Origin of the sequence: Brumimicrobium mesophilum (genome assembly GCF_003025005.1) — a bacterium.
Lineage (GTDB): Bacteria > Bacteroidota > Bacteroidia > Flavobacteriales_D > Crocinitomicaceae > Brumimicrobium > Brumimicrobium mesophilum.
This window is the reverse complement of the sequence record NZ_PVSS01000003.1, coordinates 11,810-29,778: the sequence shown is the minus strand read 5'-3', so window position 1 is coordinate 29,778 and position 17,969 is coordinate 11,810. Positions and strand designations below refer to the sequence as shown.

The window sequence follows — 17,969 nt, the reverse complement described above, 5'->3', positions numbered from 1 at the left end:
ATTTACATAGATGAAAATAACTTTTAACAATTTAAAAAATGAGAAAGTAATTGGAGGCTCAGATAACGGAGTTATGGTCCTAACAAATCAAAGAATTCACTCAAATAATGGATCATTCTTTGGAGGAGAATACATGACTATGAATTTGGAAAATATTAGTTCTATGGAAGTTAGACATTCAAGTAATTCCCTATTTTTATATTTAGGTATTATTGGAATTATATTAACATTATTTTTCTACACTAATAATACTCAGCAACCAATCATAGTGGGATTATTTATATTTTCTGTTGTTTTTTTAGGTCTCTACTTTTCTTCTAGATCAAGGGTAATTTCAATATACTCAAATGGAGCTTCCAAAATGATCATTCAAGCAAACAACATGAATTCTGCTGCTATTTCAGACGTTCTGAATAAAATAGCTGAGGCCAAAAGTGAGAGAATTAATGAATTAAAACAGTTTCCTTCAATTCATATATAACATTTTGATCATCTAATAAAAAGTCATAATAATTAACTTAAATGTAAACCCTGTTTGAAAAATTAGATTTTAGGTCTTTAATTTTTATTTCATTTGCTTGTGTCTAAGTGTTTTCTTTTTTTTCAAAATCCTCAATCACACTCAAAGCCATGTCCAAAACATCCTTCATTTTTGATTCAAACTCTTCTTTAAATTTACCAAAAGCCATCTTGTATAAAGTATCTATGTCTCCCCAGTTATTATATTCTTGCCAATACGAATTACAAAGCCACCATTCATTTTGAGGATTTGGCTTATCCATTACATTTTTTGCTTCTTTAGCGATAATATGATAAATAGGTTTCTCAACAGGATTTATATTAATAAATGACAAACCATAAAACATATGACGATTCAAGTGGCCACCAAACTGAACAGATAAACGCAGACCATACTGACTTAACTTTTCATGAGAAAAGAAAAAGCCAACAAATTGTTTTCTTTCATTAATCAAACTCTCATCTAGATCATGAGCTTTCATATTGTTTTCACTTGCGAATTCTTTAAAAAAGGGCATTAGACTATCCTGAATAACATTTTTATAAATTTCATCCTCAGTTTTACGCATAGAACGATACGCTTCAAAGCTTTCTTTGCTCTTAGTGATTTTTTTCGCTATCTCTTTACTCATTTCTTTATTGATGTTTTGGAAGGTTAGTTTTTTGACCAAGTTTAAATATTGAACGATGCTCTCTCTGACTATTGGAACAGTTGCGCTTTTTTCAATACAGGCTTCCAACCATTCTTTAATATCCTTTTTATATGATATTTGTTGATAATCTACTCCTAAACGATCTAACTCTTCATGAACTCTACTTTCTTCACCTTTCAGCGTTAGGTAAATTAAGCGTCCCTGGTTTTTATAATTATGATACCTCAAAAGTTGATTTTCTTGTTCGCCTGCATCAATCTTATTTTCAATCTTAATTACTTCTCCTTTTACTGAACGGATAAGTAAATCTATGTTTCCTCCTCTCGTTTTGTCATCGCTTATTCTTCCAGTATAGTATTCTTTTAAACAAGTAGCTCCCTCACTATCGAAGTCTTTAATATCCAGTTGCTGCAAAAACAAATCTAAATACAATGTTTCTTGTTGATGCGAACCCTTTGGATTTAGTAACTCTGCAAGAAACATAGAGTGCAAAGGAACTTCTTCGTTCTCTTTTTTAAGAAGTGTAAATAGATTAAAGCTTTGTCCAGACATCTTATTGATTCTAGAATAACTATTCACAATCGTCTGTACTTGCAATAATAATGTGTTTACTTCTGTCATAAATATTAATTGATTTTGATTTGAAGAATTTGTATGATAACGAACTCCTTCATGATTAGGTTGAGTATTCTTTTAATGTAATTTATATTGTCCAAGTTATCTTTTTATACTCTTCTATCAATTTTTTATAACAATTTTCATTAATTGATTTGATATAACAAATATGACCATAAAGCCAATCATGAAAACTAAGTCTATTAAATCCAAACAAGGTCTTTTTGTTTTTGTTAAGGTGATTATCTACACCGTATTTCCTACAGAAATATAAGTGTCTTTCAATCATTTTTCTGTACTTTTTATTTACGTTAACTCCGTTTGCAATTGTTAACCCTGTAACATATTGAGCACATCCTTTATTAATAAACTTTGTTTTTTTCTTATTAACATAAAAACCTTCACTCTCTATTATTTGATAAATTACATTTAAAGATGGTAGTTTTTGACCTTTTTTAATTGAGAATGTTAAATCGTCTGCATATCTGGTATAATTAAACCCTAGCTTTTTAGATAGACCTCCAAAGCGTTTATCCATTTTTGAAGCAACAATATTTGCCAGAAGTGGGCTTGTTGGAGCTCCTTGAGGTAAAACCCTAGAAGAAGAGTTAATAGTTTGTCCAATTACACTTTTCACTTCCGAATCGACTTTCTTCCAATATTCTTTAGGGTGAACAACTGTGCATAAATTTGCAAAGTCATGACTAACATTACCAATATACCCCATTTTCTTAAAACAGTAGTAAATTCTTTCTACTTTTATTGTATCAAAAAACTGTAAAAGATCAATTTTTAAAATCGTTTCAGCAAACTCATGTTTTTTAGCATTATCTTTTATTGATTTTCCAATAATAAATCCTGTACAGCTATCTTCGAATTTATAATTATTCAAAATATTGAATTGTATCCATTTTTGCAAATATTTTAAATCCTCTTTAGGAGCCATGATTAATCTTTCACCACCATTCCTTTTTCTTAAAGTAAAGCATGAATATTTACTTTGAAGAACATCCTCAAAGTCCTCCCCATAATCATTCAATAAATAATCTATAAATGTAGACTGGATTTGCATCATTGAAGCCCAATGTTGCCTAGTGAAAATAATTGGAAAATCATTTGACTCAAGATTTTTAACATAATGAATCACAGAATTAATGTATTCTTGTGACTTATCCTTTGTTTTTGCTAGTTCAATAAATTCATTTAGAGGGAATTCCATTTTTACTACTTTCTTGAATGTTTATTTGTAATTCATCATTGAATGTTTGAGCTTTTCACGAGAACATTTAAGCATAAAATATAGATAAAGTTATGCTACCGTCAAAATCAAACCTCAACTTTATCTCTATACAAGGCACAGAGATTACCCGTAGGTAAAATGCTAAAAATCTAAGAACTCCCCCCAAATGTTTTTGGTAAAAATAAGTAATTTTTAATCGCTAAATTTGGTTTAGTTATTTTTCTTATTGATGATTTTTTTCTTTTATGTTTTAAATCTTTTATTAATTCTTCTCCTTCAACAGATATATCAAAACTATTTTTACGAATATACCCTTTACGTCTTCCTTCAACATAAATAATTCTCAATTCTTCTTTGGTAACACCAAAGAAGTTGCAAATAAATTGATTACACATATTTGGATCAGATTTATATTGGTGCTTTAAATAAAGTAAGCTCAGAAGAAAATAATTATTTTTTAATCGTAAAATGTTATTAACTTTCCTTTTATCCTTATCATCTGAAATAAGCTCAGCTCCACCTTCAATTTTAAGGTTTTCATGAAAAAAAGTATTAAGAAAATAAGAAAGATTCTTCTTTAAATCTTTAGCCTTTTCCATTTTTAATTTAGAATATCTAGGATACAATGGATACCAATTTTTTTCACCCCAAATAATAGGGAAATTATTGTTTGGGGCACCGTAATAAAAAGAAACTAGTGATTGAGAATTCTTATAACCTCTTGGTAAGAATTGTTTCGGCGGTCTGTTTACCTCAATTATTGCTCCGTATTTATCGATAAGATTTACTAACTCTTTACTTTTGGGTAATAATTTTAATGGTGATTTTTTACTTTCAATAAATTTAAATCTTATTTCTGAAATAATCTTCAAACCTCTTTTATTAATACAATTATACGCCTTTTCCATGATTATGGGGCACATCAAAATCATTTTATGATCATAATTATGAGTTTTTATGATCGTGTTATGCAATTTGAAATAGTCCAAAAAGGTTTTTCCAGAACCTACGAAATCATCTATAAAAATTATATAATCATAATTCTGAGTCCCTTTTAATTCACTTTCAAGATCATGAGAAAATTTAAAGTTGTTATTTTTCTCTTTATTTTTATACCGGTCAAGATGAGTCAATGGATAGGTTACCAATGTTGAACTTTTCCCAATTTTCCCAAACGGAATAAAAAGTAAATTTAAATCGGTTTTAACGTATTTAAACAAGTCTTTTAATAGATGATCGAATCTTAACAAAAGTTCTTCAGGACTTATATATTCATAAAACCTCAATAAATCTAGAGCTGTTGTGATTTCTTCTTCGTCAAAATTTTCAAGCCATTTGATTATATAACTAGGCAGCACCGAATATTTTAATCTGCCAAGAACACTTTCAAGTAGCTTAATATTGTTTTCATGATATTTATATTGATGAGGCATTTGACTATAAATAATATTTAATATTCTCTCCGGTATAAACCCTATTTAGTTCGGTCTGATTAATCGATTTTATTCACTTACCCTCCCCATATTTACCTCTCTACTCAGCAACCTCCCGATAACTATCGTGGACCAATCTCTCCTCAGCCTCACTAACCGAAACCTGCCCATTCATTAACATAGGCAACAACCAATCACGAAGCTCTGCAAGTTTTTGGTTTTCTTTTAAATTAGTTTGAATCTGAGCATGAATAGGTTTAGCATAATCATAGAAAAGATCCATAACTTTTGAATCAGGAATTGCAACTTTGTGATTTGTTACAAATGATTCAAACAGCAAGTTTTTAATTCCGCTTGTCTTACCTTCCCAACCAAACAGAACTCCAGCATCATACAACCTATTCCATTCATAAGCGAAGTTATACAAAGCGTTTTTATCTTTTAAAGTTACTGCTTTACAGAAGTTTGAACAGATTAAAGGATTTTCAAAGCGGTCTAATGTTTCTTCTATTATAAATGCCATTCTTCCTGTTGATTGTGTTGGGCTTCCACCTGAAATTTCTATAATGAAATCTCCAACCTCTAATAGTTTATGGTTGTTCTTTTCAAGAATAAATCGTGTTGGACTCTTAACTTCACCATTTCCATTTAAACCATTTAAATCGGCTCCTCGAATACAAGAAACCTTATTAACATAGTTTCCTTGTTTTGTTTCTTTCCCCCAGTCTCCGCTTTTGTCATTTTTAATCCAATCTGAAAATGAATTCACCTCCCAACCCGCAGGAACCTCCCTCTTCAATTCTTCATTATAAACCATTTTACCTCCAGATGATTTATAAGGCTTTCCATTTACATCAGGTATACCCTGAGCGAAGTCGAAGGGAAAATCAAACTGTACAAACCAATAATCATAAAGCGTTTTGGCCATCGCTTCTAACTCTTTATTGATTTTATTGTTAACTTCTATTTTCGCGTCTAAATCGGAGAGGACTTTGGCGATTTGTTTTTGAGATCTACTTGAAAACAATGGTAATTTTACATTTGCTAATATACCTTGATTTAGATTTTGAATATTTGTTCCACCCGAGGTAGAAATTGAAGATTTAAACCTATCTGATCGTGTATAATATGCACAAAAAAGTGGATCAACCACTGAGGAAGTTAATCTCGCCCGAATACAAAATCCTGAATAAACAGCTTTAATATCTTTATCAATATATAAACTTCTTCCAACTAAATCTTTATTACCATTTGATCTAACAAATAAAATATCTTCTTTTCGTAAATAATCTTCCTCCTTAATAATTCCTAAAGGATTTATTTCACCTAAAGAACTGTAATCAGGATAAAATCTGTCTTTAAAATCTGGAATACCGATTATCAAACAACCCATTCCGTGACTATCTTTACCAAAGTTTAAACCATTTCTAAATTCTGCTATTTCTCCAAAACTAATTTGTTTCATAAATGATTATTTAAATTTAAGCTTGATAAATTATTCTGAATCTTTATTTCCAAACTTTTAGACTCATCAAAAAGCTCACTTAAATTACTTTCAAAGCTCCCCATTTTAGCAGTAAACTCTTCAGCAGTAATATCAACATATTCTATTTTAACTTCAAAATATTGCCCTGCACTTAAGCTATAATTTTTCGCTTTAATTTCATCATATCCTACTACGACAGAAAAGTCATCTTCAGCTTTCTTCGCATTAAAAACATCAATAATTTGTTGTTCTTCTACTTCGCTTAAAACTGTTTTTTGGTTTTTTCCTTCTTTTACTTTTGTACCTAAGTTTGAAGCGTCCACCAAAACTACATCTTTGGTATTGGTTTTATCTAAAAACAAAATACTTACGTTGGTTCCTGTTGTTGCAAAGATATTAGAAGGCATACTCACCACTCCTGCTAACATTTTACTTTCTACTAGTTTTTGTCTGATCTTTTTGTCTATTCCAGACTGTGCAGTAATAAACCCTGTAGGAACAACAATTGCTGCCTTTCCTTTTGCGGTTAAACTGTACATGATGTGCTGAATAAACAACAAATAAATAGCCATGGAGTCTTTCTTGCTCTTAGGAACTTTTGGTATTCCAGCAAAAAAACGTTCTTTGTTCGCTTTACTGTCTAAATCTGCACTATAGTCTGAAAAGTCCAACTTAAATGGAGGATTAGAGACGATATAATCGAATTTTTCTAATTGCCCGTCCTCTTGCTTATGGTAAGGACTTAAAATCGTATTTCCTTGAATTATGTTTTGGATAGAATGAACGAGGTTGTTTAAGATCAAGTTCAAACGTAACAATGCAGAAGACTTTTGAGAGATGTCTTGAGAGTAAATCGTACACTTAGCTTCCCCAATGGAGTGGGCTAAATTCATCAATAAAGTTCCAGATCCCGCACTTGGGTCATAGCAGGTCACGTTGTTTACATTCTCTTCTGTAACTAAACATTCTGCCATAATTTTAGCAACGGCATGTGGTGTAAAGTACTCAGCGTATTTACCTCCACTGTTCGTGTTATAATCTTTAATTAAATATTCAAAGATGGTAGCAAAGAAATCAAATTTCTCTTTAAAAATGTGTTCAAAACTAAAGTCAACTAATTTGTTTACTAAAGCTTTACAGAATTCATCTCTATTATCGGTAACGTATTTGCTTAGATTATCAAACAAAACTACTTTTTCACCACCTTGCGTCAGTACAGAGAAGATGTCCGTATTGTCTTTGGCTACACTGAGTAAAGTTTCATCAAAAATATCAGCAAACTTTTCTTTGTTTTGTTGTTCAAATAAGCGTGAAATTAAATTCTTAGGAGCAATATGAGCCGTATTCTCACTAATTTGCATTGTTAAAAACTCTAAATCATCATCTGAAAACTTTTTTAGCGCTTCATCGAAACTCTCAGCTTTCGCCAATTCAGGCTCCAATTTTTTTAATTCATAAACATATTTATCATTCAAGAATTTATAAAGAAACACTTGCGTAATCACCTTAAACTCATTTCCGTCATTTCCTAAACCATAATTTGCACAAACACTCTTTAAGCCATCAATTAGCTCCTTGGTTTGCTTTTCAAATTCTATTGTAGTTGTCATATATTTCAATTGTCAATATTCAATTACGAATTTTCAATGAATATCATCAAAATCGTAATTCGTGATTAAACTAATTCGTAATTTTATACAGCGTATCCGTTGTATTCATTCATATATTCACGAACAATAATTCTATTAATTCGCTTTACATCTGTGGTATTAATGTCGATTTTCTGTTCTTTTTTAAATTCATTTACCACTAAGCGAGTAACCATGCGTTCAACATAACTCTCATTATCAAGTAATCTTGAATTCTGTAAAATTTCCTTATCCACTGCTGTTTTCAAACCTTTGAGCGCCTCAAATAACTTTCTTTCGCTATCTGTTAATGGATCTTTTTCCATCAATCTTTTATGAATACGAGCATACTTTGCATCATAATCGTACTTCGCCTTTAAAAGTTGGTTTTCGCGTTCTAGTTTTTTAGCTGAACTATAAATTTTATTAAGTGCTTTTATATTGGCTTCCATTTCTTCTTTGGAAACCTCACTCAAATTTTTCTTTTTAAATAAACGTTCTAATTCTGCCTTTAGTGAAATAAATTCAGGATCTCTAGGATCAAAATTTCCTCCAAGAATTTCACGTGTTTTTCCTAAGACATCCTTTAATTCATCAGCTAGAATCATCTCTTCTTCCTTTACTTTTGTAAAAGCAAAAATGACATCTTCTAAAGCTGTATTTAATATGTTCTGAGTTTCTTCGTTATTTTCTAATGCCTCCCTGGTATTAATTATAGACAACCTATCGTTAGCCATTCTCGAAAGAACCGATAACTTTCTAAAGTCTAATTTATCGAGAAGATCAAAATTTCCAGACAAACGGATCAGGTTATAAAGTTCTTTTGAATTGTTTAACGCTTTTGCAATCTGTCTAACCTCTTCTCTATCATTAATTTCTGAAACCTGTCTACTAAAAATCTCAGCATCAACAGTGTCATATTTAAAAAGAATATCCTTTATTTCTTCTATTTCTTCCTCAACTTCCTCAGGCTTTTTAAAAAGATTAGAATAATGTTGCATTTCATCTCCCAATTCAGATTGAAGTTCATTGAAATAGTCTCTGTTTGTTTTATCAAATTCTTGTTGAATATCTGCAAAATCGACTACATAACCATATTTATGCGTTCCGTATGTTCTATTCACACGTGTCAAAGTTTGCAACAAGTTATGGGCTTTAACTTTTCTACCGATATATAATTTTTTCAATCGTTTTGCATCAAAACCAGTGAGCAACATATTGTAAACAAAAAGAAAATCTATATTTCCTGCCTTAAAATCTTCTACCCAGTCAATACGATCTTGTTTTGTACCAATATCATGTAAAATTACTTGAGCTGACTTCACTTTACTATTCCTTACTTTTTTAGATCCATAGCTTGCTTGTTCTTCTGCAGCTTGAGCTTGATAAAAGTTTGTTTGCTCAGCATATTCTTCTTGAAAAACTTCATACATCATTTTTGCTTGTTCTGAAGAATCACAAACCACCATTCCACCTATTGAATAATCATCCATTGAAATTCTTGCTTGTTCCATATCTTGAACGATATATTTAAGCATAGGCTTCACATACGGTTTTTTGGCATAAACCGTTTTTTTATTACCGTCTCCTTTTATAACTTTTATTTTCTCAAGTACTTCTTGTAAAACCAATTTATAGTTTGACTCAATCTCTTCTCGAATTAAACGAAGCGTATATCCATCTTTAATTGATAAGTTGTAATAATATTTATGGATGTAATCTCCAAATAATGATTTTGAGTTATATTCAGTTCCTAATAACGGAGTTCCTGTCAAACCTATTTTAATAGAATGTTTATCCGCTAATTCTAAATTTGCCAAAAAGCTTCCCTTCGGGTTATAGCTACGATGAACTTCATCTAAAAAGAACACACGTTGAATATTTAAATTGTAATCGTTATTCTTAATTAAATCTGGATCATCTTTAAACTTATGAATATTGACAACCGTAATTTCCGGCTTACCTGAATCATTATGAATTACTTTTGTAGATTTAATATCTTTACTAAAGTCTTCACGCGAATTAATTTTATACACTTTCAAACCACGAGCAGTAAACTCTTTAGCTGCTTGAGTTAAAAGATCCAATCGGTCAACAATAAAGTAAAACTTAGGAATAACATTTTTCTTTTGAAAGTAATGCGTTAAATGTTTAACATTGAAGAAAGCCAATGCTGTTTTCCCTGAACCTTGCGTATGCCAAATAATTCCTTTTTTAATCCCTTCTTCCAATTTACGTTCAATCGCTTTTGTAGCAAATATTTGAGGATATCGCATTATATGCTTTTCTAACCCTGTTTCTTCATGAACATAAGCAAAAGCATATCGTAAAATGAATTTTAACCGCTCCTTGTGAAATAAAGATGTTGATATTGAATTTGTAGGAGTACTTGCGTTTTTATTTGTCACATATTCTTTAGAATTCTTGACACTTAAATAATTCGTATCTTTAAGTACAAATAACTCATCCTCTTCAGTTAACGGTTTTAGCAATTCAGAAAGATCAAAATCTTCCTCTTCTCTAAAATAATTAAAGGAAGGTTTTCTATAATTAGTAGTACTGTAAAAAGCACCTTCTAACATTTGGGTGTCTTCATCATTATATTGCATATTATTAGAAAACACCATCAACTGTGTAAGATTAATAAACTTACTGAACTTCTTATTTCTAAAACGTGATTCCATGCGTCTATGTTCTGCACGAACACCATCACGATTATTAGGCTTTTTTACTTCGATAAAGACCAATGGCATACCATTTATTAACAATATAATATCAGGTCTGAATACCTCGTCATCCTTTTCATAAGGAAGTTCAGTTACCACATGGAATGAGTTATTTTCTTCGAAATTTTCAAAATCGATGAGCTTTATTCCAGTTTGATCAATCAATTTGTTATAAAACGCACGACCTAAATCTTCGTTTTCTAAATCCAAGGACACCGCATCATAAATTCGTTTAACCTCACTTTCTGAAAGTTCAGGATTAATTTTAGCAATTTGTTCCTTAAAAATATCTGTAAATATATTCGTATCACGATCCCAAACACTTTCTTTTAAAGACAAATATTTATAACCTAACTGAATGAGGTGCAGTATTGACGGTATTTTCACTCTAGAATCTTCGTTGAAAGCCATAGGTTAACTTAAATTAGATCAATCATAATCTTGTGCAGTGCTTAAAGATATAAAAAGAAAGGAGTTTGAGCGCGTAAAATAAACGTAAATATTACGTGGAGCTGTTTGAGATTCGTGTAATAATTAATAGTGTAAAATCTACTCCGTACTTCCCACCTTCCCCTTCCTAAAAACAGTCACAACCAACCCTACCCCAACAATCACATCCACGACATTCCACATTTCTCTACCCAATGCTATTTTGAAAAAGGGTTGGAATAGCAAGGCCAAGGCACCATAAATAATCATTTCAGTTTTATCGTCTTTATCCTTCGCTTTATAAGCTAAAATACCGAAACCAACGAGCGCTGCGAAACGCACAAACATATAAAAGCCATAAGGCATATCGAGTAAACACATAAACATCAAAATCGCCAAAGCCAACTTGATTACAGATTCACTATCTTTTAATTTCTCTATCATAATTTTCTCTATTTTTTTACTCTTGTTCAACCATCAATGATTAATTTCTTTATCAACTATTTCAAAACAATAAAAACACAATGCACAGGTTGCCCCACTTAATGATCGCAACCGAATTTGATTAGCATGATTTATTTAGATTAAAGTGGTTATTAATTTGTTCGAGTAAGATACGGATTACTTAAAAATCCCCCCCTTCAATAATACTCAATCACCCTATCCACAATAAACCACTCATCTTTGTAGGTATGTACCGTTTTCTTTATCCAATTTCCAAAAGAATCATATTCATAAGCGTAAGTCCATTTTATTTCAGATTCATCCATAAAATCTGTTTCGATGATTTCTATTTCATTTCCATTTTGATAGGTATAGACAATTTTTCCTTCGGGTTCACCATCCATGTAATTCTCCCACTCTGACGAAACAAGTGCAGCGCCTTTGTAATGATTGGACTCAATTTCTAATAAACCTTCAATATTGTCAAACCAATTTACATTGAGCATATTTCCATTGGTATCATATTGATAAATAAACCAATCTTTCAAACCATCGAAATAGGCTGTTTCTTCTTTTATGACAAATTCCTTTTCATTATAAAAGTAAGTTGTTTTTGCCGTGGTATCCTCCTTTTCATTCAACCAAAACCCACGTTGTTTTAGGTCTGTGGTGTCGTACTCGAATTGCACAGAAAATACTTCTTCATCGCCTAATTCATCAATATTTGATGCACTTATACTTCTAGGCGTGCGGTCAATAATTATTTGACTTTCTAATCTGTTTTGAGCATCATAAATGTATTTTATTACCTTGTATTTGGTTACCGATTGAACCAGCAATTCGTTGGAATACAGGAATTCATCTGTCCTCTTAATTTTGCCATCTAAATCTCTGAAAACGATTTTTGTAATATTCCCGGATTCATTAAATTCTATGGTCTTATCTACTTCTCCCGTTTCTTCCCACCCTTTTTTGACTTTAACTAAGCCATTTGAGGTCTTTTCCCCTAAATAAGAATCGAAAACTACTTTCTTGACTTTTCCTTTTAGATTGTAATCAATTGCTGTTGTTAACTGCCCAAAAATACATTCCGGACTTAGAACGTAAACAATTAATAATAAGCTCAATATAATTTTCGTCATAACATTATCAATAAAATCACTTTACTCTTCAACCTTCTCCAAAATCTCAATTAACCTTTTACATTCTGCCTTTCCTTCCATCAAATAGTTGATGTAGGAGTACGTCAGCCTATTATAAATGCTTGCTCTATTTCCTAACTCGGTAAGCAATCGTTCGTCGGTTTCAAGGAGGCGCGCAGTTTTAAAAAAAGTTTCGATGTCAAATACCTTGGTGTGTAATACGGGAATATACTTGTAATTGATGATTGGAACTCCAGCGTCAACTAGATTTCTGAGTGCTCCTTCATACCAGCCTTGCTGATTGTATAAGCGTTCAAATGATTTTTCATAAGCTATGATGGCTTCAACTTTGGTTTTCTCCGTAATCAATTGCATTCCTCCAGAATTTTTTAGTTGGGAAAGGGTTCTGTCGGTTTGGGCAACAAAATCTGGACGTCGTAGACTTTTCATATACCAAAGAATGAGCTCAGGGTCTTTTCTGGCTTCTACATCGTAATTATAGCAACTTAAAGCAAGGGTGTCTAAGTTTGACATACGTTCTTCGTTTGCAGAAATTGCATTATCAAAATTAGATAAATCTGTTTTTGCATCTTCAATCAACGAGGAAATATAACCTTCTTCTAAATGCTGATCTGCTCTGTTTTGATTCCAATTATTAATGTAAAGCGCAATTAAAATTCCAATAACCACAAGAATAATTTCACCTGTCGCGTATACAAGGTATTTTCCAAACCTATTTTCGGTGAGTGTTTTTTGACGGTTTTTTCGAAAGAATTTTATCATTGCTTAGGTGTTTTTCATAAATTTATTTTTTCTTTCCAATAAGGACCAATGAATCTCCTTCGTCAAATTCCATGTATTCTTCAAGCAATAGAATTTCAAAATTCTTTTCAAATAGAATTCTTAGACTTTCAGCACTTTGGTAATTCACAAACATTCCTTTAAACTCTTCTTCTCCCTCACCTTTCCAAAAAGAATGACAAATTATTCCATTCAAATTCAATATTTCAGCTTGTCTAAAAATTGATTTTTTCAATTCTTCGTCTGTTAAATGCTGAAGAACTTTATTAGAATAAATTCCATCAAAATTCTTGTTAGTAGTTAAGGTTACCGCATCTAAATTTAAAAATTCATCATTTTCATTATTGCTCACTAAATGATTCAAAAATTCTGACGAATAATCAGAACCAATCACCTTATATACTTTTTTCAATAATCGAAAATCAGTACCAGGTCCAGATCCAATCTCAAGTAAAGTCGAATTTTTCGGTAAAAAATCATTCAATTTCATAATCAATTTCCCGCTGTCAACATCTTTCGCCATTTTGATGTATTCTGCAACAGATTCTTTCTCAGTGTAATATTTCATTTTTAAACAAGTCTATATTTCTAATTATTGATAACCGTTGTCAAATTCCATGTATGCTATTCTTTTACTTCCGTATATCCCGGCAAACCGTGTAAACATGCAATAATTTGATTTCCTCCTGGTTCTCCCGCGTGGTAATGGTAACCTCTTTCATCATCGAAATGTCCACCACATTCGTCCAAATCCGTAGGTGCATTTCCATTCTCATCTAGCAAGGCATAAATTCCAAAACCATCAATTGCATAACCTATCATTGGCGCGTGTGCATCGGATTGGGCAACTTCTTTTGTTGAACCCGTTATGGCGTGATAATGATAACCTCCATGAGGATTAACGTGTCCACCGTGGTCATCCAAAGGTGCGATGGTGTGAGCAGCTAAAATTGCGTGCGTTGGTGCTGGCGGATCATATTTTACACCGTTAAATGCAACACCAATTCCACCTCGACCAAAACTTTGGGTTTTCTTTAAATATTGTGGATTTACCGGAATAACAAAAGTCGTTACTTGATCTTTAAAATACTCAGGCAAACATTCTACACAATGGTTATGGTATTTTTCCTCAACGTCAGGTTTGGCTGCAGCTAAACAACTAATTTCAGAATCGGTAACCTTTACAGAACCATCTTCACGGAACAATTTCCATTTATCATCACTGTAAAACTCATCCAAATTAGCAATGAAATGTCCCGAAACGTCATAAACTTTATCATTTTCAAACCAGATTCCTGCCTTTTCCATTCCGTCTTCAATGTGCCTTGGACACCATGGTCCCATTTGATGTTCCGTGGCTTGAGAATGTGTTTTGATTACATAACAATTTGTTTCTATTCCTGACAAATTCACTTTCTTTTCAGTGATTTCACCAATGATATTCTCCTTGATAAAATAAGAAGTATTTACAGAAACTCCTTTTACCGTAGCATCAATATCTTCTTTATTCACCACCGTTTGCTCTCCTCCTTTCCTTGGTGGTTTCGGAGCTAACTCTAATTCTTTTTCACTTAGAAAACCATCCTTATCAGCGTCAATCTTCTGGAAATCACTAGCCAATGGTCCACCCACCTCAGATTCAGAAAGTTTACCATCTTTGTTGCTATCGAATTCATTGATCAACTCGTGAACAGAGGGTCTACCTTGGTGTTCAGATTCTTCCTTCTGATTAGAATTACATGAAACTATTAAGGTTGATATGAATAAAAGTGAAACGATTTTCATGATTTTCGTTTAGTAAATTAAATATTTAAAGTTTAAATATAACTATGTATTTCGACAGTTCTAAGTAAAAATGATATTGATTTAAACAGGGATTATTTCCTATTAATTTATTGTCAACTTTCCCTTTTTTATTTTATAACTTATCAATTCTCTAGTATCTACCGCATCTCCATTTAAGGTTCCTGCTTTCCACTCTTTGAATGTAAGAGCGATTTCAAGAATTTGTTGATCGAGTTCCTTACTTTTTGTTTTAACTGAAATACTCCATTCCAAAGGTTCTCCCTCACAATTAATATAAACACCTAACATTCCTGAACTCTTAAATTTGGGATTTTCTTTCAAAAATTGAAGGTTTTCATTGAAAACAGTTTGCATTTCGACTTTACTTAACAAGGACTTTGGTTCTACTTGACCATCAAAACCGTCGAACAATCCATAAACCTCATCATGATTGCAAATTCCTTCAACGATTTCATCCATTTGAACAGTGGCAATTATTTGTGCGCTTGATACAAACCCAAGAAATAAAAAGGCTAGAGATAAAAGTAAATTTTTCATGTGTGAATATATTTAAGTTTAATTTTCAATATTTAACTGCAAAGCCCTCCTCTATTTCTCTTGAGAATTAATAATTTTCTTGGCTTTCAATTTCTTTTTTCTTCTAAAATAATTTAAATCGGTATTTCCTTCAAATAATCTCGAACCACTGCAAACGCTAGTATGAATTAGACCGTCTTTAAGTTGTCCATAAAATAAATAGGTTTCTCCTTGTACCAATCTTAACTCACAATTACTCTCATTTGGAGCTATTTTCATGGTATCTTGAATGAAATTTCCTTTATAGTATGATTCAATTAAAAGGGTGGTATGATAACCAAAAAGGGTAAAAACTCTTACAGAGTCTCCATTGCGATCTACCATTATTTCCCCATCACCATTCGCTTTTTCGACAGATAAAACTTTTGCTTTAACGATCACGTCGTAGGCTTTCACGCGTTCTTTGACAGTTAAAGTAATGCATGTGCAAGAAGAGGAATAAAAGGAAGTTAAAATCGCAATGAAAATTAGTATGGCTTTCATAAGTTATTTTCTCTTAATTGAGCTACAAAATAATCAAATTCACTGATGTAGGAACATTAACTTTAATAAATGATTTCTACGCGAAATCACCGAATATTCAAATGTAAAGGATAGCTTAATACAATGCCAATTCATTTACTTTTTATAAAATCCGAAGGTAACTTGTTGATGAATGTCTCTTTCTTTGAATTTTGCTTTGTATTTTAAATTTCCCAAGGAATCAAATTCTGTAATCAATTCATTGGTATAATCGACATAACCTTTGATGTTTCCATTCATGTGATAAACTGTATGGACACCATAACTAAAAGTTGATAGACGACCTTTGTTTAAAGGATCAGGAAGAAGACAGAAATCACCTTCATACCACGTTTCACCATTTATATAAGGCGCTTTTATGTGAATAGAATCCTTTTTAATTTGAAAATTCTTCGGTGGAATTAAGTAATCTCTTCCAGCTCTTGGACATCCACTCCAAATGAATTCGCCATTTTCATAATAACTGACCGATAAAATACTTTCTTTCTCTCCATAATAATGGAATTCAAAACCTTCTTTTTTGCCTTTGATATAATCACCTTCCTTATGCTCAGTTTCAAAGTGTCCATGCAAGGTATCGTTGACATAATTATAACTTTCAATAAGTTTTCCCCGCCATTTTCTAACCCATCGACCTTGTTTTAGTCCATTCTCATCTGTATAGTTAATTGAGTCCTTATAATCGACTTTCACTACTGAATCTTGTTTAAACTGGACTGATGGTTCAGATGACAATTCCGTTTTTAAATTCACGGGAAGGTCCTTCTTTAATGAATTTTCGCTACAACCATAAGAAATCAAAAACACCAAAAATAAAAATATTAGTTTTTCCATTTATTAATCCATTTATACCATCAGTTGATGAAGTGTTATCTATTTCATATTGTGAAATTTAAAACTAAGAATTTTTCTTAAAAGGATTCCTTTGTTAGTTCAGAATTAACCATAACCCCAGCAATATTACCGCCGTAAACAGCGTTGGCTATTGATCTCATCATAGTTGAGTTATCTCCACATGCAAAAACACCTGAGACCGAAGTTTTTTGCATGGAATCTACTTCGATAAATCCGTGTTCTGTCAACTCACAACCAAGTTGTTTAGGAATCTCTGAGTGTTGAGTAAAAGGCAGAGCAGCATACAATCCAGTAAAATTTTCGGACGAACCATTTTTGAATATCACACGTTTAAGATGGCCATTTTCATGTTCTAGCTCTGAAACTTCCGTAGTAATAACCTTAATATTATTTTTTTCTAGTTTTTCTAGTTGTTCAACATCAAATTCCATTTCACCATTGGTCAAAATTGTGAGATTATCTGTGAGATTATTCACCATTGCTGATAAATGAAACGCGCGTTCTCCATTGGCTAAAATACCAGTTTTTTGATCTCGTAGTTCATAACCATGGCAATACGGACAATGGACGACTGAAATACCCCAACTTTCAGATAGCCCAGGTATATCAAGCATCGTATCTTTAATTCCAGTTGCAAAAATGATTTTTTTAGCCCTAAATATCTTTTCCTTTCTGGTTCTAATATTAAAACCTAATTCCGTTTTTTCACCACTTATTGCAAAATCTTTGTGAAAAGTAACAGTTGGATATTCCAATACTTGTTGTTTGGCTAAAGTAGAAATCTCTAAAGGTGTTTTCCCATCTTGAGTTAAAAAATTATGAGAATGTGGAGTTTGTTTGTTGCATGGACTCCCGCCATCTATTATTAAAACACTTTTTAGTGAACGCCCCAAAGCCAAGGCTGCTGATAGACCAGAATAGCTACCACCAATAATAATTACGTCAAAATTTTCCTTATCTATCATCTCATTAAATATTAGTAAATTAGTAAAAGGCATTGGAATCGTGGCCGCTAGTGATGCGACACCCCCGATTTTTATCATTTCTCTTCTTGTCATACATTCTTTATTACAACATGGTCGCATTAATTCTTT

16 protein-coding genes are annotated in these 17,969 nt (G+C 32.0%); 1 reads left to right on the top strand and 15 read right to left on the bottom strand.

What is annotated here, in order from left to right:
- Window positions 1-10: 10 nt before the first annotated feature.
- Window positions 11-481: a hypothetical protein gene (locus C6368_RS03400; RefSeq protein WP_107037779.1), complete on the top strand. Its 471-nt coding sequence runs from the start codon at window positions 11-13 to the stop codon at window positions 479-481.
- 103 nt (window positions 482-584) lie between these two features.
- Here C6368_RS03400 and C6368_RS03395 read toward each other — a convergent pair whose 3' ends face one another.
- The 15 genes from C6368_RS03395 to C6368_RS03325 form a co-directional block, all read right to left on the bottom strand.
- Window positions 585-1,793 (bottom strand): PDDEXK-like family protein, encoded by a 1,209-nt coding sequence (locus C6368_RS03395; RefSeq protein WP_107037778.1) that lies wholly within the window; start codon window positions 1,791-1,793, stop codon window positions 585-587.
- Window positions 1,794-1,875: 82 nt separating this feature from the next.
- Window positions 1,876-3,006: a reverse transcriptase family protein gene (locus C6368_RS03390; RefSeq protein WP_107037777.1), complete on the bottom strand. Its 1,131-nt coding sequence runs from the start codon at window positions 3,004-3,006 to the stop codon at window positions 1,876-1,878.
- A gap of 170 nt (window positions 3,007-3,176) precedes the next feature.
- Window positions 3,177-4,460 (bottom strand): phosphoribosyltransferase-like protein, encoded by a 1,284-nt coding sequence (locus tag C6368_RS17690; RefSeq protein WP_107037776.1) that lies wholly within the window; start codon window positions 4,458-4,460, stop codon window positions 3,177-3,179.
- Window positions 4,461-4,560: 100 nt separating this feature from the next.
- Window positions 4,561-5,925: a restriction endonuclease subunit S gene (locus C6368_RS03380; protein WP_234369076.1), complete on the bottom strand. Its 1,365-nt coding sequence runs from the start codon at window positions 5,923-5,925 to the stop codon at window positions 4,561-4,563.
- On the bottom strand, window positions 5,922-7,556 hold the full coding sequence (locus C6368_RS03375; protein ID WP_107037775.1) for an HsdM family class I SAM-dependent methyltransferase: 1,635 nt from the start codon (window positions 7,554-7,556) through the stop codon (window positions 5,922-5,924). The genes C6368_RS03380 and C6368_RS03375 overlap by 4 nt, the downstream gene beginning before the upstream one ends.
- Window positions 7,557-7,639: 83 nt before the next feature.
- Window positions 7,640-10,711: a type I restriction endonuclease subunit R gene (locus C6368_RS03370; RefSeq protein WP_107037774.1), complete on the bottom strand. Its 3,072-nt coding sequence runs from the start codon at window positions 10,709-10,711 to the stop codon at window positions 7,640-7,642.
- Between the two features lie 138 nt (window positions 10,712-10,849).
- The gene (locus tag C6368_RS03365) at window positions 10,850-11,173 is read right to left on the bottom strand and encodes a DUF6804 family protein (protein WP_317045964.1); all 324 of its coding nucleotides are present in this window, start codon (window positions 11,171-11,173) and stop codon (window positions 10,850-10,852) included.
- Between the two features lie 197 nt (window positions 11,174-11,370).
- Window positions 11,371-12,315, bottom strand: a complete 945-nt coding sequence (locus C6368_RS03360) for a hypothetical protein (RefSeq protein WP_107037773.1) — start codon at window positions 12,313-12,315, stop codon at window positions 11,371-11,373.
- 21 nt (window positions 12,316-12,336) lie between these two features.
- Window positions 12,337-13,098 carry a DUF6090 family protein gene (locus tag C6368_RS03355; protein WP_107037772.1) on the bottom strand — a complete coding sequence of 254 codons (762 nt, stop codon included), beginning with the start codon at window positions 13,096-13,098 and terminating at the stop codon, window positions 12,337-12,339.
- A gap of 22 nt (window positions 13,099-13,120) precedes the next feature.
- The gene (locus tag C6368_RS03350; RefSeq protein WP_107037771.1) at window positions 13,121-13,684 is read right to left on the bottom strand and encodes a class I SAM-dependent methyltransferase; all 564 of its coding nucleotides are present in this window, start codon (window positions 13,682-13,684) and stop codon (window positions 13,121-13,123) included.
- A 56-nt stretch (window positions 13,685-13,740) separates the two neighbouring features.
- Window positions 13,741-14,901, bottom strand: a complete 1,161-nt coding sequence (locus tag C6368_RS03345) for a YHYH protein (protein ID WP_107037770.1) — start codon at window positions 14,899-14,901, stop codon at window positions 13,741-13,743.
- Between the two features lie 102 nt (window positions 14,902-15,003).
- Window positions 15,004-15,459: a hypothetical protein gene (locus C6368_RS03340; protein WP_107037769.1), complete on the bottom strand. Its 456-nt coding sequence runs from the start codon at window positions 15,457-15,459 to the stop codon at window positions 15,004-15,006.
- A 51-nt stretch (window positions 15,460-15,510) separates the two neighbouring features.
- Window positions 15,511-15,981 carry a hypothetical protein gene (locus tag C6368_RS03335; RefSeq protein WP_107037768.1) on the bottom strand — a complete coding sequence of 157 codons (471 nt, stop codon included), beginning with the start codon at window positions 15,979-15,981 and terminating at the stop codon, window positions 15,511-15,513.
- 135 nt (window positions 15,982-16,116) lie between these two features.
- Window positions 16,117-16,854 carry a hypothetical protein gene (locus C6368_RS03330; protein WP_107037767.1) on the bottom strand — a complete coding sequence of 246 codons (738 nt, stop codon included), beginning with the start codon at window positions 16,852-16,854 and terminating at the stop codon, window positions 16,117-16,119.
- A 77-nt stretch (window positions 16,855-16,931) separates the two neighbouring features.
- Entirely contained in the window at window positions 16,932-17,933 is a 1,002-nt protein-coding gene (locus C6368_RS03325) for an NAD(P)/FAD-dependent oxidoreductase (RefSeq protein WP_107037766.1), read from the bottom strand.
- Window positions 17,934-17,969 lie beyond the last annotated feature (36 nt).